The sequence below is a fragment of the Stenotrophomonas sp. WHRI 8082 genome, from assembly GCF_040223995.2.
Classification (GTDB): domain Bacteria; phylum Pseudomonadota; class Gammaproteobacteria; order Xanthomonadales; family Xanthomonadaceae; genus Stenotrophomonas.
Genome location: NZ_CP167826.1, coordinates 2,086,376 through 2,108,287, shown reverse-complemented (window position 1 = coordinate 2,108,287; position 21,912 = coordinate 2,086,376). Strand labels below are relative to the sequence as shown.

The window sequence follows — 21,912 nt, the reverse complement described above, 5'->3', positions numbered from 1 at the left end:
TCGAAATTATTCGAATTGATGTGAAGACGGAGAGCCTGCCGGCATCCCGGAGGACGGCATCCAGCGGAAGTCGGTGATGTACAGCCCCAAAGGGTTGGTCAGGTCCACGTCGTGGGCGGGAGCTACCTGCTGGACATTCACCTCTGCCGTCCACCGCAAGGTGAGCGGGTCGGCACCCTGAGGATCTGATGCGACCTCATTCCAGCGGATCTCGTAACGCTCTCCCGACTCTGCGGTGATTGAGATGATCTCCACCGTCAACGGCGGCGGATCGTGCGGGCGTCGGTATTGCGCCAACCAGCCCTTCAGCCTGGACAGCGCCCTTGGGCGGAGGACACGCATCGCACTGGCAAGATTCTGTTCACGCCGCGACGCGTCCGCAGGCACGGCACGCACCCACAGTATCCACGTCTTGAGAAAGTGCTCGATCTCCGGTGCGGCCGCGGTGTAATCGGCAGTCGCCCGCCCAAGCACGGCAACGCTGCCATCCGCATCGACCCGGGTGATGAGTGGCTTGGGCGGCGGTCGGTTTACCGACGCAGCCAGCCCGGCGACAGCCACCAAGGCGATAGCACCTATTCCTACCGCCGCCCAACGCCAGGCGCGGGCCTCTCGTTCTGCCTGCTTATGCTTCTGCTGGAGAAGCAGATAGGAGCTGAATATCTTCAAGTCGGTCGCGGCCTCGGTGTTGACGATCAGGGGAACCACCAGCAATGCGTGAGGCATCGGGCGCCCGGCGGGCACCCGATGCCTTGTGTTTCACCAGCTGTACTTCACGCCCATCTGTGCACCGTAGTTGCGGTACTCGTTCTTGCCGCGCAGCGTGCTCAGCTCGCCCCAACCCGTCCAGCCGCCGCCCATCTGCAGCTGCGCACCGGCCTTGAGCTCGTAGACATCGCTCGGCTGACCACCGGACAGGCCTACGCCGTTGAACGCCACCGCGTTGTCGCCTTCGCTGTGGATCCAGTTGGCGGCCACGAACGGCTGCACCCGGTTCCCTTCGCTGGAGGTGTCATGCCCGTACAAACGCACGCCCAAGCGGGTCTGCAGGCCGCCGGCATCGACCGTCTTCACCGTGGTGCCGTTGGTTTCTACGTGCTGGTCACCTTCCATGGAATAGTCCGTGTAGGTCACCTGCGCCTGCGGTTCCAGGTAGAAGGCCTTATCTGCTCCTTCATGCAGCTGCATCGCGTAACCGGCTTCGATGGAGGCCATCAGCGCCTTGCTGTCATAACGTTCGGTCGCCAAGGCATCGCCCTGCACCTCGTTCTTGAAGCGCGCCGTCTGCAGCCAAGCATCCAGGTAAGCCCCCTTCTCCGAATCGGCGCTTTGCATCCACGTGGCATACAGGCCCAGTGCCTTGCCATCCACTTCGCCCTTGGCACCGTAACCGGTGACGTTGGAGGTGGTCTGGCTGCTGGACGTGCCGGTGGCCAGCATGATGCCGGCCAATCCGCGGCTGTCATCGCCCCACTTGGCGAAGTCCGTACCCACCTGCAGCATCGACTGGCGGCTGGCCACGTCCAACTGGCCTTCGCCCGCATTGAACCGGGTGTGGTCTGAGGTTGTGCGGACCCATGCCGAATTGAGCGTGTCGTCCGACTTCAGGCGCTGCGCCAGGTTGGGCTCGCCCAGGCGCTCGTGCAGGGTCATGTCGAACATGCCCACTGCTGCGGCCTGGTTAGCCAGATAGGCGCCGGTTTCCGGGCGGTAGATCTTGGTCGGCGGCGGTACGACCGGGGGATCAACGATCTCCGGGTCCACCGGCGGGTCGATGACGATGGGGTCGGTCGGCGGATCAACCGGGTCAACCGGATCGACGGGATCGACTGGCGGATCAATCGGATCAATCGGATCAACCGGATCGACGGGATCGACTGGCGGATCGACCGGGTCAACGGGATCCACCGGATCGACCGGTGGCTCAACCGGCAACTCCGAACGCAGGTACCAGTCACCATCGGTCGGATCAGTCAGCCCGCCCTGATGCAGGAAGTACTCGTACGAGCCGCCCACCGCACGGCCCATCAGGTTGAACACACCCGCCGACTCACCATCCACCTGCACCAGCTGGATGCCATCGAAGGTCTCCGCGCCCTGCCCGCCCACGTTGTTGACCAGGATGCCGCTCTGCCCGGCGGTATTGCCCAGCACGTGCAGTTTGTCGGTCAGCGAGGCGTCGTCACCCAGCACGGTGTTCATCTGCAGCACCGCGTTGTCGGCCACGTAATCGCCGGTCACGGTCAGGGTCTTGAATGCCCCGTCGTCGTGGTTGAACGCGATGGTGCTGTTGCTGGCTGACAGGTCCCCCACACGGGAATCCCCGGTCATGTCCCACCGGCTGTCATCCAGGCGCAGGTCGTCGACGTTCTGTGCAGCGCCCTTCAGCGAGCTGCCCTCGGTCAAGGTGACATTCGAGGTATAGCCTTCGCTGAAATCCACGTTGCCCAGCAGCTCGGATCCTGCGGCGCTGAAGTTGACGGTGCCCGTACCGTCAAGCGCATCACGAAGCAGGCTGTTCGTACCACTGGCTGCACGCGTTCCACGCAGGGTAATGTCATTGGTCCCGTCCCCGCGCACCTGGAACGTCGTTGCCTGCGCCGCGTATACATCCGAGTTCTCAAGGCTGATCGCGGTCGTCTGATCTGCAGCGGCCACGGCCAGCACGGCGAGTGATGAGTCACCCAATGCCCGGATGGTGCCGCTATGAACGTCGATGGCGCCGCCCGTGTTTGCCGACAGGGCGTAGGAAGAGAGGGCGTTGGTCTCGACCAGGACCTCGTTAGCTTCGACCTTGGCGCCGCTCAGCGATACGATGCCGTGACCGTTCTGGCCACTGGTGAGAATCTCGACACCTTGCAGGTCCACTTGGCTGGCGGCCTGCGCCAAGACACCATAGGACTGATAGCCACCCGTGTTTATCTCGACATTCGACGCCCCGATTCGTGACCTGGAGCCGTCTGCCAGCAGGCCGCGCGAGCGCTCGCCGGTGGTGGAGATCGAGCTGTTGACCACGTCAGCCAAGCCGCCGGTCTTAACGTACACACCATGAGAGTCCCGACCGCCGACGGCGCTGGTAATGATGGAGGTGCCATCAACGGACACCTGCCCACCTTCTTCAGCCTGGATAGCGCGTGCGGCAGAGCCTGTGGTGGTGATCGTTCCGCCCAAGACCTCGACCTGGGCGCCCACCGACTGCACGCCGAAGGACCCCGTCCCCGCGGTAAGCACCTCGGTATCACGAAGATCCACGCGCGATCCGGTGCCTGAAGCCACCACGCCACGCGCACTTTCGCCCCGGGTCTCGATCCGGACAGTGTCCAAGGTCAGACTGTTGTTGCCACTGTAAGCGGCTGCCCCTTTGGACTGATCACCCGTGGTGAGGACGCTGCCCCCGGTCATCGAAACCTGCGATCCGTCACCTTCCGAATCCAGACCGTCCGAGAAATAGCCAGACGTTTCAATGGATGAGTTTTCCAAATTGATCTCGCCGCCGTTATCGGCCACGGCGCCCGAGGAGCCTATGCCAGATCGATCACCTTCGGTCCTGATTACCGTGGTGGACGCGTTGATCACGCTTCCTGCGTCCGACGCGCGCAGTGCCGCAGCGCCATCGCCGACCGTAGTGACCGTGGTAGGAGTGCCATCGGCGTTGGCGCTCAGTTCAACCAAGCCACCGCCGGTGGCATAGACACCGTGTGAGGCACCGCCTTCCGTGCGGATGTCAGTGCTTTCGATGGTGGACACACCGCCGCCCGCCTCAACACCGTGGGCGGCCGCGCCCATCGTCTCAATGAGCGAGTCCACCACGGTCATGGATCCAGAGTTGTATACCGATGCCCCCGAAGAGGTGTCGCCGTCCGTGTGGATCTGTACACCATCGAGCGTGGCGCGCGCATTTCCCCAAACGGCCACACCCACGGCACGGATGCCTGTGGTGCTTAGATTGCTGTCACTAATATCAAGCGTCCCGCCAGGCCCTGCCCCCGCTGCATGGCTGTGGAACCCATCGGTGAGTACAGTGACCCCAGTGGCCTGCAAAGACGCATCACTGGACCACAATCCCAACGCATCCTCGCCAGAGGTTGCAATTACCGGACCTACGCCATCTGCGCCTTGCTCGACCGTAATCTGCGCCCCGGCATCGGCCCAAACCCCGTGGGCATTCTTGCCAGTAGTGGCGATGCTGCCCCCGGTGAAACGCAAAGAGCTCCCGGCGCCCATTGCAAGAGCCCCAAGAGCCGCGTCGCCAGCAGTCTCCAAAGTGACGGCGGTCGCCTCAATGCGGCCTCCGTTGAAAGCGTTCATCCCCTCCGCAAATTCTCCATTGGACGTAAGAACCGTATTGGAGAGCGTGGCAGTGCCACCGTTGACGGCACGGACTCCTCCCGACTCATAGCCAGTGGCAGCGATGCTGCCACCATCGAACGCCACTGACCCGCCGTCTGCAAGGATCGCAACTGTGCCCTGCGCATCGACAGTCACCACGGTGTCACGCGCAATCAGCTCACCACCCTCCTTGGCAACCATCGGGATTCGGCCCGGGCTGGTGCTGAAGTAAGTCTGGCCTACGGTTTCCACCTTCGCAGCATCGGCTTCGACAACATTGTCGGCTAACGCCGTGCCCGTAGAGGCAAGCATTGCCCCCGCGATCGCAAGCGAAAGCGAGTGGCGCGATGGTCGATAATTGCAGTTCATTTGCGTGCCTCGGAAGTTGATTTTCTGAGGCAAAGTCTAGAAACACGCAGGAAACACTTGTATCGAATAACTTCGAATAGACGGATAACACATCGCCAGCTGTCATCAAGGCTCACTGAGAACAAAGCCCGCGTCAGCGGGCTTTGTTGGACGCTGCTCCAGGTCAATTAGTGCAGCTTCGAGAGTTTGCTAGTCAGTCCACTTCAGCACAGTTACTCCATTTATGTGAAGCGCAAGTTCCACCGCCGAGCTCACCTTGAGCTTGCGTAGAGCACTCTTCTTCTGCGTGCTGATCGTGGGAGCCGCCCGGCCAAGTCGAGCAGCGATCTCCTTCGTCCCATAGCCTCGAGCCAGAAGATCGACAACGGCCCTCTCTCGTTCTGTGAGAGCGTCGAGATGAATATTCTTCGACATTATGTTGCTCCAACGAAAAGGGGCGCCCTTCCCGGGACGCCCCTTCGGACCCCTTACCAGCTGTACTTCACGCCCATCTGCGCACCGTAGTTGCGGTACTCGTTCTTGCCGCGCAGCGTGCTCAGCTCGCCCCAACCCGTCCAGCCACCGCCCATCTGCAGCTGCGCACCGGCCTTGAGCTCGTAGACATCGCTCGGCTGGCCACCGGCCAGGCCTACGCCGTTGAACGCCACCGCGTTGTCGCCTTCGCTGTGGATCCAGTTCGCCGCCACGAACGGCTGCACGCGGTTCCCTTCGCTGGAGGTGCCGTGACCGTACAGGCGCATGCCCACGCGGGTCTGCAGGCCGCCGGCATCAGTACTCTGCACGGTGGTGCCATTGGTCTCTACGTGCTGGTCACCGTCCATGGAATAGTCCGTGTAGGTCAGCTGGGCCTGCGGTTCCAGGTAGAAGGCTTTATCTGCCCCTTCATGCAGCTGCATTGCGTAGCCCGCTTCGATGGAGGCCATCAGCGCCTTGCTGTCATAACGTTCGGTCGCCAAGGCATCGCCCTGCACCTCGTTCTTGAAGCGCGCCGTCTGCAGCCAAGCATCCAGGTAAGCCCCCTTCTCCGAATCGGCGCTTTGCATCCACGTGGCATACAGGCCCAGCGCCTTGCCATCCACTTCGCTCTTGGCACCGTAACCGGTGACGTTGGAGGTGGTCTGGCTGCTGGACTTGCCGGTGGCCAGCATGATGCCGGCCAGGCCGCGGCTTTCATCTCCCCACTTGGCGAAGTCCGTGCCCACCTGCAGCATCGACTGGCGGCTGGCCACGTCCAACTGGCCTTCGCCCGCGTTAAACCGGGTGTGGTCAGAGGTCGTGCGGACCCAGGCCGAGGCGAGCGTGTCGTCCGACTTCAGCCGCTGCGCAAGATTGGGTTCGCCCAGACGCTCGTGCAGGGTCATGTCGAACATGCCCACTGCTGCGGCCTGGTTGGCCAGATAGGCGCCGGTTTCCGGGCGGTAGATCTTGGTCGGCGGCGGCACGACCGGGGGATCAACGATCTCCGGGTCCACCGGCGGGTCGATGACGATGGGGTCGGTCGGCGGATCGACCGGGTCAACCGGGTCAACCGGGTCAACCGGATCGACGGGATCGACTGGCGGATCAATCGGATCAACGGGATCCACCGGATCGACCGGGTCAACGGGATCCACCGGATCGACCGGCGGATCGACAGGGTCGACCGGTGGCTCAACCGGCAACTCCGAACGCAGGTACCAGTCACCATCGGTCGGATCAGTCAGCCCGCCCTGATGCAGGAAGTACTCGTACGAGCCGCCCACCGCACGGCCCAGCAGATTGAACACACCCGCCGACTCACCATCCACCTGCACCAGCTGGATGCCATCGAAGGTCTCCGCGCCCTGCCCGCCCACGTTGTTGACCAGGATGCCGCTCTGCCCGACGGTACTGCCCAGCACGTGCAGTTTGTCGGTCAGCGAGGTGTCGTCGCCCAGCACGGTGTTCATCTGCAGCACTGCGTTGTCGGCCACGTAATCGCCGGTCACGGTCAGGGTCTTGAATGCCCCGTCGTCATGATCGAACGCGATGGTGCTGTTGCTGGCTGACAGCATTCCTACCAGCGAGTCACCCGTCATGTCCCAACGACTATCCGCCAAGCGCAAATCGTCGACGTTCTGTGCGGCGCCGTGCAAGCTGCTTCCGTCCGACAGATCAACAACTCCCGTATAGCCATCGCTGAAGACAATGTCACCGGTGAGCTCGGAGCGGGCAGCGTTGAAGCGGGTGGTGCCCAGGCCGGTCCCATCTTCGGATACATCATTTGCCAACAGCGAACCGGCCCCGCTCCATGCCTTGGACATGACAAGGTCAATGGTGGCATCTCCGTCCACCATGATCGCGGTGCCTGTACTGCTCAGGATTTCACTCCCGTGAGCATCCACTTGGGAACCTGCATTTGCCATCAGGCCGACACCGGATTCACCGGCGGCCACCAATGAACTGGCGTCAAGATCCAGCTTGCCATTGTCGACATAGGCTGCGTAGGACTCCGCCCCCGATGCGAGCACCGTGGTATCCACTGCGTTGATATCACCTGCGTAGTGGGCCAGCAAGCCGATCGATTCCGTGCCGCGCAACTCCACTTGAGTGCCGGTGAGGTTGATGGTGCCTTCAAGCAGACCCGGCACCCAGTCACCGTAGCCAGCCATGGCGCCATAGGCATTGTCCGCGGTCATCATGACGCTACCGCCGGTCATATCGACCAGGGAGCCAGCACCGAAGGATTCCACGCCGACACCACCAAACTGCTGGACCTCAACAGCAGTGTCCAACAAACTGATCCGGCTGCCATCTGTCGCGTTCACCGCACGACCGGTAGCGTTCGGCACGGTAGTGCTCACCTCCGACTGGCGCACCATAATTGTGCCTCCCTGCACATTGGCCGTGGAGCCCTCAGAAGCGAGAACACCCCAACCGCCCAGCGATTCAATGAAGCTGTCACTGACCTCCAGCGTGGCTCCGTCGAATGCACTCAGCGCGTCCTGCGCCTGGACAGTACTTCCGACAATATTGACCGTGCTGCCCTCGGCCATGACGCCCATGCCGAGCCGCACGTCCGGGATTTGGCCATCTGGACCAGAGACGAGATTGGTATAGAGGTTCTGAACTGAAACGTTATTCAAAGAGACGGCTGCGCCAGCTTTCGAGGTGACCGTTGCCAGACGTATGTCGGCAGCGGCGTTGCCCAAGCCGCCCTCACTGGTAAGTGTGCCGCCATCATGATTGATGATGCCACCTGCGCCGCTGGCCATCAGCGCTACGGCTCCATCGCCGTGCACGGTGACATCCACGTTGCGTGCATTCACCGTGCCGGCGTCGGTTGCAGAGATGCCATGAGCATTGGCACCAAACGTCTCAACCACCGTATCGACGAGCTCTACCGCGCCGCCGCTCGTAGCGTCAATGCCAACGGATTTGTTGCCGGAGGTGGAAATCACGCCGGACTTGAAGCTCGCCGTCGTCGCCAGACCGTTATCGACTCCACCATCGCCACCATTGGCAACCTTCAACCCAGTCGATCCTTGTCCACTGGTGACGATCGTCACGCCATCGAAGTTAGCCGTGGCACCCCAGAAGACATTCGCACCGCGTGCGGAGTCTCCCCCCGTCGTGATGCTGCCACCAACCATATCGACGGTGGCGCCCGCACGTCCTGCGCCGATACCGGAAAGGCCGCGGCCATTCATGACAATGTTCGTGTCCTCAAGGTTGACGACGCCGTTGGTATCCACCTGTACGCCGGCCCCGACGTTCGCGCCGCCGGAGTTTCCGTTGTTGACGATGGTCGCACCCACTACATTCACTTGACTCCTGCCAGCACGCACGCCGGCAGCGTCGTCTCCATCAACAGTGATCACTGAGCCTGATGCGGAAGAATCGCGCCCCACGTTAACCGTGCCGCCGCTGGAGGCGCGTACGGCCGATGCTTCACGCCCGGATGTGGAAATGCTCCCCCCATTGAAGGTGATCGAGGACCCCACTCCGGTGGCCAGAACGGCATCAGAGAACGATCCTGTCGTTATGGCAGTAACGCCTTCAGCCGTAATGATGCCTTCAAGGCTGGCCTTTACCGCACTCCAACCTTGGTTCGTCGTTTCGTAGGTACCCCCGCTGACCTCTTTCTGCTCGCCCTTGACGCTGAGCGGGTTGTTCGCAGCGGAGGCATGCACCGCCGGAAACATAAGGGCCGCGCCGACTGCTAGAGCTAAGGCGTGCCTGCTGGAATTGATGTTCGGATTCATGGTGGAAGCCTTCGGAGGAAAGTTGATGGCTTGCACTCTAGGTGCGCCCCCCTCCCATTCCCATCGAACTACTTCTAATTGCGTCGCCGACGCACGTTGGTCCGTGCACCCCTAGTGCGACTAAAACAAAGCCCGCGTCAGCGGGCTTTGTTAGATGCTGCCCCAGGTCAACTGGTGCGGCTTCGTCCAAACTTGACCAAAGCGGCATGAAGACGGTTGAGCAGCTGATCACCGCAGTGGATGTGCCGTAGCTAAAGTTCACTGGCCGTGGGGAGGCGGCGGCCGATGTGGACTATGTAACAGCTGGTAGCGCACGGAAGGAAACCGTTCGCATCTATGGCTCGCTATCCGAGCAGATGGCTAAGGCTATCCAAGCGCGGCAGACGCCCGCAAACGACAATGTGGTGACTGCTCTCAACGTACTCAGTCCAGTAATTGAGCTGAGCAAGGTAGCCCGTGATGGTCAGCGTTGACGAAAGGGAAAGAAACAAATCGCGAAGTGGTAGTGGGCGAAATTTGCTCAGCCATTAGGACCTTGAAACTTGGAGACGCCATTCAACTGAAGCGCAAGGTCCACAGCAGAGCGAATCTTGAGCTTACGTAGAGCACTTTTCTTCTGGGTGCTGATCGTAGGAGCCGCCCGGTCAAGTCGAGCAGCGATCTCCTTCGTTCCATATCCTTGCGCCAGCAGCTCGACAACGGTCCTCTCGCGTCGAGTGAGGGCATTCAGATCAAGCGTGTTTGTCCTGTTTTGACCCCAATGACGTGGGGCGCCCTTCCCGGAGCGCCCCTTCGGTCCCTTTACCAGCTGTACTTCACACCCATCTGCGCACCGTAGTTGCGGTACCCGTTCTTGCCGCGCAGCGTGCTCAGCTCGCCCCAACCCGTCCAGCCACCGCCCATCTGCAGCTGCGCACCGGCCTTGAACTCGTAGACATCGCTCGGCTGACCACCGGACAGGCGTACGCCGTTGAACGCCACCGCGTTGTCGCCTTCGCTGTGGATCCAGTTGGCGGCCACGAACGGCTGCACCCGGTTCCCTTCGCTGGAGGTGTCATGCCCGTACAAACGCACGCCCAAGCGTGTCTGCAGGCCGCCGGCATCGACCGTCTTCACCGTGGTGCCGTTGGTTTCTACGTGCTGGTCACCGTCCATGGAATAGTCCGTGTAGGTCACTTGGACCTGCGGTTCCAGGTACAGCGTGCTGTCGGCACCCTCATGCAGCTGCATCGCGTAGCCGGCTTCGATGGAGGCCATCAGCGCCTTGCTGTCATAACGTTCGGTCGCCAAGGCATCGCCCTGCACCTCGTTCTTGAAGCGCGCCGCCTGCAGCCAAGCATCCAGGTAAGCCCCCTTCTCCGAATCGGCGCTCTGCATCCACGTGGCGTACAGACCCAGCGCCTTGCCGTCCACTTCGCCCTTGGCACCGTAACCGGTGACGTTGGAGGTGGTCTGACTGCTGGACTTGCCCGTGGCCAGCATGATGCCCGCCAAGCCGCGGCTGTCATCGCCCCACTTGGCGAAGTCAGTACCCACCTGCAGCATCGACTGGCGGCTGGCCACGTCCAACTGGTCTTCGCCCGCGTTGAACCGGGTGTGGTCTGAGGTCGTGCGGACCCATGCCGAATTGAGCGTGTCATCCGACTTCAGGCGCTCCGCCAGGTTCGGCTCTCCCAGTCGTTCGTGCAGGGTCATGTCAAACATGCCCACTGCTGCGGCCTGGTTAGCCAGATAGGCGCCGGTTTCCGGGCGGTAGATCTTGGTCGGCGGCGGCACGACCGGGGGATCAACGATCTCCGGGTCCACCGGCGGGTCGATGACGATGGGGTCGGTCGGCGGGTCGACAGGGTCAACCGGATCCACCGGCGGCTCCACGGGATCGACCGGCGGATTGACCGGGTCAACCGGGTCAACCGGATCCACCGGAGTAACGGGGTCGGTCGGCGGGTCGACAGGGTCGACCGGGTCAACGGGATCAACCGGCGGGTCCACAGGGTCAACAGGATCGACCGGCGGGTCGATCACCGGGCAGCCCGGGCCACCGGCGTTTATCGTGCACGGATCCGGATCCACCGGCGGCTCAACCGGCAACTCCGAACGCAGGTACCAGTCACCATCGGTCGGATCAGTCAGCCCGCCCTGATGCAGGAAGTACTCGTACGAGCCGCCCACCGCACGGCCCAGCAGGTTGAACACACCGGCCGAATCGCCATCCACCTGCACCAGCTGGATGCCATCGAAGGTCTCCGCGCCCTGCCCGCCCACGTTGCTGACCAGGATGCCGCTCTGCCCGGCGGTATTGCCCAGCACGTGCAGTTTGTCGGTCAGCGAGGCGTCGTCACCCAGCACGGTGTTCATCTGCAGCACCGCGTTGTCGGCCACGTAATCGCCGGTTACGGTCAGGGTCTTGAATGCCCCATCGTCGTGGTTGAAGGCGATGGCGCTGTTGCTGGCCGACAGGTTACCTACGCGGGAATCGCCGGTCATGTCCCAAGCACTGTCTTGCAGGTCCATCAGGGCAACGTTCTGAGCGGCACCCTTGAGCGTGGTTGCCTCAGACAGATCGACAACCGCGTCGTAGCCATCACTGAACACGATATCGCCCACGAGCTCCGAGCGCTGAGCCTGCAGCACGCTTTGGCCCACTGACCCAGCACCGTTGGTCATCAACAGGCCGCCGCCTCCTTCGATACGAGAGTTCGTCACTTCGATACGGGAAAGACCCGAATCGCGCACCTCGATGGCCGCGGCCGAGCCGGTCAGGATCTGACTGTCGGTCACCCGCACCGAGTTGAGATCCGTGGCCCCCGCCGTGGAAAGGATGCCGCGCGCATCCGCGCCCAGCGCCCTGATATCACCGCCAGTGACGTCGATCGTTGCGCCCGAGTTGGCATTGATGCCCATGGAGCCGGCACCCGACGTCGCCACACCGATGTTGTTGGCGGTCAGCGTACTGCCCTGGTTGGCGAACAGGCCATGCGCACTGTCACCGGTGGTGGTGATGTCCACACGATCCAGCTCAATGCCAGAGCCTGCAATGGCCATCGCACCGAAGGACTGAAGCCCACTGGTCATCACTGCGGTGTTGGCCGCCGTGATCGTCGAATCCACGCCGTCACTGAGCAGGCCACGAGACCGCTCTCCGGTGGTCGTGATCGATGCATTGGCAAGTTCGGCCGAACCGCCGGTGGCCACATACACACCGTGCGCGTCCCGCCCCTCAAGCGCGGCGGTGTCGAGGATCGTGCCGTCCACCGTCACCTTTGCACCACTTTCCGCCGAGATCGCCCTGGCCGCACTTCCCGTCGTGGTGATTTCACCGCCTGCCAAGGAAATCAGCGAATTCGCGCCCTCGGCTTTCACCCCATAAGCGTCCTTGCCTTGGGTGCTGATTCCAGAGCCCACCACGGTTGTCTGGCCGCCCGACACGGTGCGCACGCCGTTGGAATAGCCCCCGGTGGTGGAGAGGGTGGAGTTGGCGATCGTCATCGTGCCATCCCCAACGCGCACTGCATCGCCCATCTCACCAGAGGTGGTCACGGTCATGCTGGTCGCGTTCATTTCGCCGCCCGTGTTCGCAAAAAGCCCCGATCCGTTGTAGCCGGACATATCGACAGTCGTGTTGGATGCAGCGACACGGCTCCCCGCGTCGCGGACATCAAGTCCATGCTGGGTGATGCCGCCGACCAACGTGATGGATGCATTGCGCACCTCCACCTGCCCGCCCGTGTTTGCGCCCGCACCGATCACATAGGCGCCCGTCCCAGCGATCTCCGTGCCGTCGATCTGTACCGTAGCCCCCTCCGCAGCCTCCGCTCCGTCCGAAGACTCGCCTTCGGTCCGAATGGAGCCACCGGTGAAAACAGCGCTGCTGCCAGTGCCTACGGTTTTGATGCCGTAGGCCACTCCACCTTGAGTGAGAATGTCGACATTCGTAGCGATCACCCTCCCCCCATCCTGGATATTGAGCCCATCGGCCAGGTTGGACAGGGTTTCGATGCGAGTGTCGGCAAGCTCTGCCGCCCCGTTTGCAGACGCCACCACGCCATGTGCATTGGCACCGAGCGTCGTGATCGAGCTCCCCTGCACGGCCAACGTCCCACTCTGCATCACCCGCAGTCCAAACGCATCAGCCTGGGTGGTCGTGAAGTCGCTCTCTGTGATGTCACCTGAACCTCCCTGCCACACATCCAGACCATGGCCCGCAGACTCGAACGACGAGCCGATGATCACACCATTGCCGCCCTGTAGATCCACGCCCTTGCTGCGTGCGCCGGTGGTTTTAACCTGCGCGTTGGTCATCTCCAGGAGGGCACCGTCGCGCGCACGGGCGCCGTGGGCCACCATCCCTGAGGTGGCGATCGAGCTGTCAGAGATCGTCAGCCGCGAGCCGGCATCGCCCGTGGCCACGCCACGTGACTGGGCGCCGGTCGTTTCAATCTGCAAGCCTGTACCCGTAAAGCTTGATCCCCCCAGCACGTGGACGCCGTCACTTACTTCTTCGGTCGTGGAGATACGAGCATTGGCGCCGGTCATGGTGGCCTGCTCCATGACGAGCATGGCATGACTACCGCGTCCGCTTGTCGCAATATCCACGTCAGAGAAGGCAACCGCAGATCCTTCAGTGATCGATTTCATACCCGCCGACTCTGTACCCGACGTGGAGAGGGACGCACCAGAGACAACCACCATTCCGCCAAGGCGCGCGTTCACAGCGTTGCTCTGGAATCCCACGGCGCTTGATTCGCCGCCGGTGAAATCGACACGGCTTCCGCTTCCCTCGGCATGGACACCGTGGGAGCTGTTGGCTCCATTGCCTGTGGCATGGACATCGGTCGCAGTGATCGTGCCGCCATTTACCGCTGACAGGCCGTGGCTCCAATCGCGCACGTCGCTGTCAGCGTCAATGTCCGACACCTCGCGGTGTACGCCATCGGCCACTACCGGCGTCGCGCTTGTGTTCCAGGAGGTCATCAAAAGCGCGCTGCTGACCGCGAGCGCTAAAGCATGTCGATTGGAGATCGAGGTTTTCATGTCGCCAGCCCGTTTTGAGAATTCAGGCTTCACGATATTTTCTGGTGCTTGAGGACGGTATCGAAGAACTTCTAAATGGTGCGCAGCCAAGGTAACGAGCATCGACCCATTGGGTCCACAGTCATTTTTCGGAGCCGCTGGCTGAAAAAAGTGGCCGCCCCCGAGAGCGGCCAATCCTGTCCTCCTTGATGGGTCGCAAAAAGGAAACAGGTAATTCCTCGGTAGTCTCGTCCCACCGGTTACCAAGGTAAAAGGGGCCGTTCAACGGCCCCTTCCCGCACCGCCCCGAGGGAGGGCGCATGCCGCGCAGCCATACTTCCAGGCTGATGACGGCTGCGAAGCATGCCGTTCGGGAAAGGCGGGATTACATATCAGCGCGTTCTCGCGCCATGTTCAACCGAAGGATTTCTATATTTCTGTCGCCTTCTGCACTAAGGAAACCACAGCGGCAGACCACGTACCCAATGCGAGCTGAGATATCGAAGTATCGCTATGGAGAAGCGGGCCGCAGGTAAGTAGGTTCGCTAGTCCGCGTCCATGGCGCGTCCTCTCACCCCTTCAATCCTTCCGAGTCAACCACCATGCGCGAAACGGGTGTCTTCCGTATCCATAGATCCACGTCCGGTGAATCCTCAAGAGTGGAATCGGGCAATGGAGTGTCTTCGTTTTACTGTCATCGCTGCGGAACAAGGAACATGCCAGGAGCCAGATCGATCTTTGAGATCAGTGGCGGAATGGTATTGACGTGCCTTCGCTGCAACACGCGACAGGCTGTAAGCCGTGCGCTGCTTGCAGCGGATGGTTGCAGCCATCGATTTACAGCAGCGGCCGAACAGGCGTGAGTCTGCTCCTGCTCGCTTAAGACAGAGAAAAGGGGTCGGCGCATGCGGCCCTCTTGCCCCCAAAAAGCTGCACCGGCACTTCTTCCGAGCTTATCGATAGTGATCCTCACTCTTCGTGTTTTCCTGCCTCCCACCCTGTCGGTGACAGGTACACGATCTGCCTGCGATCCGTCGCCGCCCGTTCGATGATTCGAGGAATCTCCGGAAACGCCTCCTGCACCTGGGGCAGCAGCGCCCAGCCGGCCATGTCAGCGATCCGATAGCGATAGGTCACGTCCGCTGTCCGATATTCCCCAAGCCGCAGGGGACCCGACCAGTCCACAATGCGCTCCAGCTCCTTTCTGCCCCAACACAGATCTCGCCCTGGCGCGCTGCTGCCTGTGCGCACGCGTCGCTCGGCGGCCGGCCGCTGGTGGATATAGGGGATAGCAGCATCGGTCAGCGTGTAGCGCTTCACGCGTGCATCCGGCTCCAGAAATGCGTCACCGCTGCCCATCCACTCTCCCCGGATCAGCCCGGCCGCCTCAAGTGCAACAAGAGACCCTTCTACGCCACGAAGGCGTTGCACAAGATCCACGTCGATCGGCCAGGCACGCAAGCCCAGACACAGATGCCCGTCCTGCTCGAGACGCCGCGTGATGGCATATGCGAAATTCTCCTCATTCGCTGTCTGCTGGTTGCTGCAGCCGGCCAGCAGCACGGCAAGCAGCACCGCGCATCCTTTGATAAGGCTCATCACGTCCTTGCTGGCATGGAAAGAAAAGAGGGCCGGCGGGGGCCGGCCCTACCCACTACTGCCCCAAGGGGATCAAGGCAGCAACGGCGCATTGCTGAACGAGAGACTGACCAGCGTTGACGCCGTACCGTCGGGAAACGGCGGGGAGTTCATCTCAGCGCACGGGCGCAGCCGATGCCATGGAAGCAGTTCGAAAATGCATGTGCGCTATACCCATGCATCACGAAGTCGTGCAGATTGAGCCGTGACGATACTGATCAGGCTTGAGTGCGAAGCGCAGTCGAGTAATTCCTCTAGGGGGTACGTGAGCCCTTCGCGGGGGTCACTGCTTTTTTCTTTTTTCTTGAAAGGAGCGGCATGGCACGAGGGCTGACATCGGAGGCCGTGATGTTCGTTGACCTGTCGATCGACGGTCAGTGTTACAGGGCAAGGGTCTGGAACTGCGGTGAGCACCGGTGGTGCCTCGTCGCTGCGGAGCTTCCGGACGGCACACGCCTCCCCGGATCCGGACGGGAAGGCTTATGTGTGGATGTGCTGCTGGAGGCGCATGAACGGGTGTCCGACTATCTGGCTTCCAGGATCAAGCGCATCTGATGACCCGCGGAAGGGCACGAAAACGTTCACGAGAAAAAAAAGGGGGCCGGTGACCTTCCTGGTCCCGGCCCCCACCCTTGGTGCGCAACCGCGCCGGCTCCCCTCCGGGGCTGCGGCGATCAAGGTCGCCTAGCAGACACCCGAACACGATGCTGCTCAATGGAAACACTTCGATATGAGCGCGGCGTGCGCTGGATGGCCCTTGTCCGAAACAGGTGTACCTACCGCGCCAGCTGATCCGCCAGGCCGCGATAGATCGGCGTACGGCAGACCAACCCGGAGACACTGCGGGCGATCAGCACCGTGGCCAGGATCGGCAGCAGCATGTCGCTGGTGTTGGTTAGCTCCAGTGAGATCACCGCAGACGTCAGCGGCGCCTGGGTGACACCGGTGAGATACGCGCACATGCCCAGCAGCACGAACGCAGTGGGATCCACCCCAGGCATCAGCACGGCCAGGTTGTGGCCCAGCCCTGCACCGACCGCCAGGGCCGGCGAAAACAGCCCGCCGGGAATGCCCGCAATGTACGAGGCCAGGTTGGCCATCAGCTTCATCAGGCCGAACTCGTGGCCGACCTCGGCATGCCCCTGCACCAGGCTGCGGGCCTGCTCATAGCCGGTCCCATACGCACCGTCGCCGAAGGCGAACGCGAGCAGCACCACGGTCAACCCGCACCCGGCCGCGAGCAGGATCGGATGCTGCGCGCGCAGGCGCCCCAGCCAGCGCGGCTTTCCGGCCACGGTGAGCAGCACGGCGCGCGCGAACAGGCCGCCCAGCAATCCCGCCACGACCCCGCACAGCACGATCGCTGCCCAGCCCTGCCCCAGCGGCAGACGCGCGGAGACGTGGCCGAAGTAGGTGTAGTTGCCGAGCAACCCCAGCGACACCACGCCGCCGACGATGACCGCCGTCAGCAACGTGCCGGAGAACCGATGTTCGAAGCGACCGCTCAGTTCTTCGATGGCGAACACGATGCCCGCCAGCGGCGTGTTGAATGCCGCCGCGATGCCTGCCGCGCCACCGGCCAGCAGGAAATGCGACAGCTCGCGCGGATCCTGGAAACCGAAGCGGCGCCCGAACAGGTACATCAGGCTGGCACCCACGTGCACGGTGGGCCCCTCGCGCCCCACCGACGCCCCGCCCAGCAGCGACAGACTGGTCAACGCCAGCTTGCCGACCGACACCAACGGCGAGAGGTTCACCGCGCGGAACTGCTCATCCGGCTTGTCCAGCGCCGCGATGACCTGGGGAATGCCGCTGCCGCGGGTGGGCTTGAGCACGCCGCCCGTGGCCCATGCCAGCAACGCGAAGATGCCCGGCGTCAGCAGCAGCGCCCACCAGGGCGAGTGCTGGATGATGCGCTGGAAGACCTGGAACGCCGCGTCACTGGCCTTGGCGAACACGATGGCGACCAGGGCGACGACGACCGCACCGCCCCACAGCGCCGCTCGACGACGCCAGCGCTCGCTGGTCAAGTGGGCCTGCAGCCAGTGGCGGGCCGTGTTGAATCTGGACATGGGGCCATTCTGCGCCGATGTCGAAGACGGGGACAGAGCCTGATCTGGCGGGAAGCCGCCTGCGGCAGCATCGGTCCGACGGCGTACCATGGGGCGCCGCGCGGGCAGCTTGCCGTGCGCATCATGCCCCGCGCCCGACCAATATCCATGCACACGTCCGACCACCACGTCCAAGGCCTCGACAACGACCAGGTCATCGCCGATTGGCCTGCGATCAGCGCCGCCGACGTCGCGTGGCTGAAAGGCCGGTACCCGCAACTGGCGGGCGATTGCGAGGTGGTCTGGCACAGCCCGCGTCCGTTCTCCGCCGCTGCCCTGCTGCAGAGCCCGCAGGGCCGGTTCTTCGTCAAACGCCACCACCATCACGTGCGCAGCGCAGCGGTGCTGGAAGAAGAACATCGCTTCATCGCGCACCTGGCCGACGCAGGCGTTCCGGTCGTGCAGGTGCTGCCAGACCATGCCGGCGCCACGGCGGTGGAGCACGGCGACTGGACCTTCGAACTGCATGCCGAGGCACCGGGCGAGGATGTATACCGCGATGTGCCGTCGTGGACGCCCCCGAACGATGTCGAGCAGGCCTGGCAGGCCGGGCGCATGCTGGCCACCCTGCACAACGCGGCCGACAGCTACCACGCGCCACAGCGCGGCACGCACGTGCTGGTGGCCCGCGACGAGCTGATCCGCGCCGAGGATCCGATTGCCCTGCTGAAGATGCAGCTGCCGCAGCGACCGGGGCTGGCCGACTATCTGGCCGGCAGGCCATGGGAAGCAGAGCTGCAGCGCGCCATCCTGCCGTGGCACTTCGGCGTGGCGGCGCGCTTGGCGTCGGTGCCGCATCGGTGGGGACACAACGACTGGCATGTCTCCAACCTGCTCTGGCACCAGCACGGCCGCGCCAACGCCGTGGCCGCCGTGCTGGACTTCGGCCTCGCCTCGCCCGCCAGCCACCTGTTCGACCTGGCCACGGCCATTGAGCGCAATGCCATCGCCTGGCTGGAACTGGAACGCGGCGGCGCGGCGGTACGTGGCGATATCGCGCTGGCCTTGATCGTCGGCTACCGCGACGCGCGCCCGTTGACGGCCGCGCAGGTGCATCTGCTGGCCGATCTGCTGCCACTGGTGCACCTGGATTTCGCGCTGTCCGAGGTGGAGTATTTCCACGGCATCACCGGATCCACCGCCAACGCCGACGTGGCGTATTACACGTTCCTGCTGGGCCATGCGGACTGGTTCAGAACCGCCCACGGGCAGGCCCTGCTGGCGACGCTGCGCGCGGCGGCCTGAGCGGCTGATTCGCTTCTTCGGCCAATTTGGTGTGAAATGACACCCTGAAGCGGGGGTGCCTGGGTTGACCAGGCTGAGAGAGTCCCTTGGAACCTGATCCGGTTTGCACCGGCGTAGGGAGCTTTGAGCTGCAAGCACATGGACCCGTCGGGTCACTGCGCGCGCGCCGTCGCTTCGTCTTTCTTCCTGTTGATGACGAATCGAATGAACCGCTGCCTGCGCCCTACGCTGTTGACCGTCGCCCTCTGTGCCGCGCTGCCGCTGCACGCTGCCGATGCCCCTGCCGATGCGGCCGACCGCACGCCGACCGAGCTGGCCGCCGTGCGCGTGCAGGCCCAGCAGGCGGCTGCCGCCACCGCACCATCAAGCAGCTTCGGCGCGGGTAGCTGGAAGGACACGCCGGCATCGGTGAACGTGCTGGATCGCACGGTGCTGGACAGCCGCCACGTGCGCACGCTCAGCGAGATCGCCGCCAACGATGCCTCACTGGGCGACAGCTATGCCCCGGTGGGCTACTACCAGAACATCGCCATCCGCGGCTTCGCCCTGGATACCGCCACCGGCTACCGCTTCAACGGACTGGCCACCGCCGGCGAGCAGCGCATCGCGTTGGAGAACATCCAGCAGGTCGAGATCCTGAAGGGTGAAGCCGGGTTGGCGGCCGGGGTAATGGCGCCGGGCGGCATCATCAACTACATCAGCAAGCGCCCGGCCGAGGTGCGCACGGTCACCTTGGGCACGGACACCGAAGGCACGCGCTACACCGCCGTGGATGTGGGTCACTGGCTGAGCCCCCGCTTCGGCGTGCGCCTGAATGCCGCATGGGAAGACAGCGGTTCGTATATCGACCATGCCGACGGCCGCCGCAACTTCTACTCGGTGGCCGCCGACTGGCTGATCAGCGACCGCAGCAAGCTGGAAGTGGATGCCAACTACCAGACCAGCGCGCAGCGCTCGGCATCGGGCTATCAGCTGCTGGGGGCGACTGCGCTTCCGCGCGGCGTGGACCGCGCGAAGATGTTGGGCTACCAGGCGTGGCAGCAGCCGGTGGGCATCGCCAGCACCAACCTCACCGCGTTGCATACCTACGATATCAACGCGCGCTGGCAGTCACGCCTGTCGGCCAGCCACAGCCGCTCGGTGATCGATGACAACGTCGCGTTCGCGTACGGTTGCTACTACGCCGAACAGTGCGCCGATGGCAGCGTGCCGGGCAACTACTTCGCGCCCAACGGCGACTACGACATCTACGATTACCGCAGCCCGGACGACACCCGCGTCAACCAGGAACTGCGTGCGGAGCTGCGTGGCCGCTTCGATACCGGCCGTGTCAGCCACGAGCTCAGCATCGGCGCTGACACCTTCCGCCGCACGGTGGACAAGCGCCAGAACGTCAACGAGTACATGGGTACCGCCAACATCGGTGACGCCCGGGTGCCGCAGTACGCGCCGTCGCCGCTGATGCCCGGCGCTTCCGCGCGCCGCCTTTACAGCAAGCAGGATGCACTGTTCGCACTGGACCGCATGCGCTTTGGCGATGACTGGCAGTGGCTGGTGGGTGGCCGCATGGTCAAGCTGGATGAGCGCGCCTACGACAAGCGCGGCACTCCGGAGCGGCACAGCACCCTGTCGCGGTTCCTGCCGCAGACCGCCGTCATCTGGAATGCAACCGATCAGGTCAACGCGTACGTGAGCTACGTGCGCGGCATTTCGCTGGGCCAGGAAGCGCCGTTCTGGACGTCCAATGAAAGCACCTTCCTGCCGCCGCTGCTGTCGCGCCAGCTGGAAGTGGGCGTGAAGTACGCATCCACCGATACGTTGACCCTCGGAGCGGCGCTGTTCCGTACCTCGCAGCCCTTCCAGTACGCCATGCCCGATGACAGCGATGCCGGCTTCACCTTCGTGCAACGCGGCCAGCAGACCCACACCGGCGTGGAGCTGACGGCGAACGGCAGACTGACCGAGCGCCTGCAGCTCAACGCCAGCGCCAGCGTATTGCAGGCGCGTGCGCGTGATGCGGGCACCCCGGCGTACGAAGGTCGCCAGCTGGTTAACGTGCCGAAGACCCGCGCCAGCGTGCACGTGGATTACCAGCTCCCGTTCGCTGCAGGGCTGGGCGTTACCGGCGGCTGGCGCTATGCGTCGGCCAACGTGGCCACGGTGGATGGCAGCGTGCGTGCGCCCCGCTACAGCGTGTTCGACGCCGGACTGCGCTACCAGCATGCGCTGCGCGATCGGCCGGTCACCTGGCGGCTTTCGGTGGACAACGTATTCGACAAATTCTACTGGCGTGACACGGGCAGCAGTGCCGGCGATTACTACCTGTTCGCTGGCGCCCCGCGCCAAGCCCGCCTGTCGGTCACCATCGCGCTATGAGCGCGGAATTGCTGGAATGGTCCGCCGCCGCGCTGAGCATGCTCGGTGTGTGGCTGATGACCCGGCGGCGGATGATCGGCTGGCCGATCGGCCTGGTGTCGGTGGCACTGTATGCCTTCGTGTTCGCCGAGGCCCGGCTGTACTCGGACACCTTGCTGCAGATCGTGTTCGGCGGCTTCCTGGTGTACGGCTGGATGAGCTGGCGGCACAGCGCGCAGGCGGATGGCCTGGTCAGCATCGTGCCGCTGCCCGCGCGGCGCCGCTTCATCGATCTGGGTGCCGGCGTGGCGGTGGGGCTGGCACTGGGTGCAGCCATGCATACCTGGACCAACGCCGCGCTGCCGTGGCTGGATGCCATGCTGGCCGCCATGAGCCTGGTGGCGCAGTGGTGGCAGGCGCGTCGCCACGTGGCCGCGTGGTGGATGTGGATCGTGGTGGATGTGGTGTACGTGGGGCTGTACCTGTTCAAGTCGCTCAATGTGACCGCCGCGTTGTACGCGGTGTTCATCGGCCTGGCCGTGCTGGGCCTGCGCCGCTGGAGCGCGGCAAGCAATGCCCCGGTAGCCTGCCCCCGGTAGTGACGGCCGCTGGCCGTCAGCCGCAGGCAC

12 protein-coding genes and 1 riboswitch are annotated in these 21,912 nt (G+C 63.5%); of the genes, 4 read left to right on the top strand and 8 right to left on the bottom strand.

Annotation, left to right across the window (positions count from 1 at the left end):
* Positions 1 to 6: 6 nt before the first annotated feature.
* The 7 genes from ABRP17_RS09190 to ABRP17_RS09160 form a co-directional block, all read right to left on the bottom strand.
* Positions 7 to 708, bottom strand: coding sequence for a type IV secretion system protein (locus tag ABRP17_RS09190; RefSeq protein WP_349985696.1), 702 nt, complete (start codon positions 706 to 708; stop codon positions 7 to 9).
* Positions 709 to 759: 51 nt separating this feature from the next.
* Positions 760 to 4,698: an autotransporter outer membrane beta-barrel domain-containing protein gene (locus ABRP17_RS09185; RefSeq protein ID WP_372486741.1), complete on the bottom strand. Its 3,939-nt coding sequence runs from the start codon at positions 4,696 to 4,698 to the stop codon at positions 760 to 762.
* Positions 4,699 to 4,887: 189 nt separating this feature from the next.
* Entirely contained in the window at positions 4,888 to 5,112 is a 225-nt protein-coding gene (locus ABRP17_RS09180) for a helix-turn-helix transcriptional regulator (protein WP_349985694.1), read from the bottom strand.
* A 53-nt stretch (positions 5,113 to 5,165) separates the two neighbouring features.
* Positions 5,166 to 8,921: an autotransporter outer membrane beta-barrel domain-containing protein gene (locus ABRP17_RS09175; protein ID WP_349985693.1), complete on the bottom strand. Its 3,756-nt coding sequence runs from the start codon at positions 8,919 to 8,921 to the stop codon at positions 5,166 to 5,168.
* A gap of 520 nt (positions 8,922 to 9,441) precedes the next feature.
* Entirely contained in the window at positions 9,442 to 9,804 is a 363-nt protein-coding gene (locus tag ABRP17_RS09170; RefSeq protein WP_349985692.1) for a helix-turn-helix transcriptional regulator, read from the bottom strand.
* Positions 9,723 to 14,201 (bottom strand): autotransporter outer membrane beta-barrel domain-containing protein, encoded by a 4,479-nt coding sequence (locus tag ABRP17_RS09165; RefSeq protein WP_349985691.1) that lies wholly within the window; start codon positions 14,199 to 14,201, stop codon positions 9,723 to 9,725. Before ABRP17_RS09165 ends, ABRP17_RS09170 begins: the two co-directional genes overlap by 82 nt.
* A gap of 702 nt (positions 14,202 to 14,903) precedes the next feature.
* A complete protein-coding gene (locus ABRP17_RS09160) occupies positions 14,904 to 15,533 on the bottom strand; it encodes a hypothetical protein (protein WP_188325684.1) in 630 nt (209 codons plus the stop codon).
* A 387-nt stretch (positions 15,534 to 15,920) separates the two neighbouring features.
* Between ABRP17_RS09160 and ABRP17_RS09155 the strand changes: the two genes are divergently transcribed.
* Positions 15,921 to 16,127 carry a hypothetical protein gene (locus ABRP17_RS09155; protein ID WP_188325683.1) on the top strand — a complete coding sequence of 69 codons (207 nt, stop codon included), beginning with the start codon at positions 15,921 to 15,923 and terminating at the stop codon, positions 16,125 to 16,127.
* A 221-nt stretch (positions 16,128 to 16,348) separates the two neighbouring features.
* Here the strand turns inward: ABRP17_RS09155 and ABRP17_RS09150 are convergent, their stop codons facing one another.
* Positions 16,349 to 17,644, bottom strand: a complete 1,296-nt coding sequence (locus ABRP17_RS09150; protein WP_192082445.1) for a chloride channel protein — start codon at positions 17,642 to 17,644, stop codon at positions 16,349 to 16,351.
* A 147-nt stretch (positions 17,645 to 17,791) separates the two neighbouring features.
* On the opposite strand from ABRP17_RS09150, the gene ABRP17_RS09145 reads away from it, so the two are divergent.
* From ABRP17_RS09145 to pnuC, 3 genes are all read left to right on the top strand, one after another.
* On the top strand, positions 17,792 to 18,928 hold the full coding sequence (locus ABRP17_RS09145; protein ID WP_349985690.1) for a phosphotransferase: 1,137 nt from the start codon (positions 17,792 to 17,794) through the stop codon (positions 18,926 to 18,928).
* Between the two features lie 41 nt (positions 18,929 to 18,969).
* Positions 18,970 to 19,065, top strand: a riboswitch (TPP riboswitch).
* Positions 19,066 to 19,132: 67 nt separating this feature from the next.
* On the top strand, positions 19,133 to 21,304 hold the full coding sequence (locus ABRP17_RS09140) for a TonB-dependent siderophore receptor (protein WP_349985689.1): 2,172 nt from the start codon (positions 19,133 to 19,135) through the stop codon (positions 21,302 to 21,304).
* Positions 21,301 to 21,882, top strand: coding sequence for a nicotinamide riboside transporter PnuC (gene pnuC, locus ABRP17_RS09135; protein ID WP_192096422.1), 582 nt, complete (start codon positions 21,301 to 21,303; stop codon positions 21,880 to 21,882). Before ABRP17_RS09140 ends, pnuC begins: the two co-directional genes overlap by 4 nt.
* Positions 21,883 to 21,912: the final 30 nt, after the last annotated feature.

What these genes read in the sequence shown, in the direction of transcription:
- pnuC (WP_192096422.1), top strand. Translation starts at nt 21,301, where the DNA reads ATGAGCGCGGAATTGCTGGAATGGTCCGCCGCCGCGCTGAGCATGCTC.
- ABRP17_RS09150 (WP_192082445.1), bottom strand. Translation starts at nt 17,644, where the DNA reads ATGTCCAGATTCAACACGGCCCGCCACTGGCTGCAGGCCCACTTGACC.
- ABRP17_RS09155 (WP_188325683.1), top strand. Translation starts at nt 15,921, where the DNA reads ATGTTCGTTGACCTGTCGATCGACGGTCAGTGTTACAGGGCAAGGGTC.
- ABRP17_RS09145 (WP_349985690.1), top strand. Translation starts at nt 17,792, where the DNA reads ATGCACACGTCCGACCACCACGTCCAAGGCCTCGACAACGACCAGGTC.
- ABRP17_RS09180 (WP_349985694.1), bottom strand. Translation starts at nt 5,112, where the DNA reads ATGTCGAAGAATATTCATCTCGACGCTCTCACAGAACGAGAGAGGGCC.
- ABRP17_RS09185 (WP_372486741.1), bottom strand. Translation starts at nt 4,698, where the DNA reads ATGAACTGCAATTATCGACCATCGCGCCACTCGCTTTCGCTTGCGATC.
- ABRP17_RS09160 (WP_188325684.1), bottom strand. Translation starts at nt 15,533, where the DNA reads ATGAGCCTTATCAAAGGATGCGCGGTGCTGCTTGCCGTGCTGCTGGCC.
- ABRP17_RS09140 (WP_349985689.1), top strand. Translation starts at nt 19,133, where the DNA reads ATGAACCGCTGCCTGCGCCCTACGCTGTTGACCGTCGCCCTCTGTGCC.
- ABRP17_RS09175 (WP_349985693.1), bottom strand. Translation starts at nt 8,921, where the DNA reads ATGAATCCGAACATCAATTCCAGCAGGCACGCCTTAGCTCTAGCAGTC.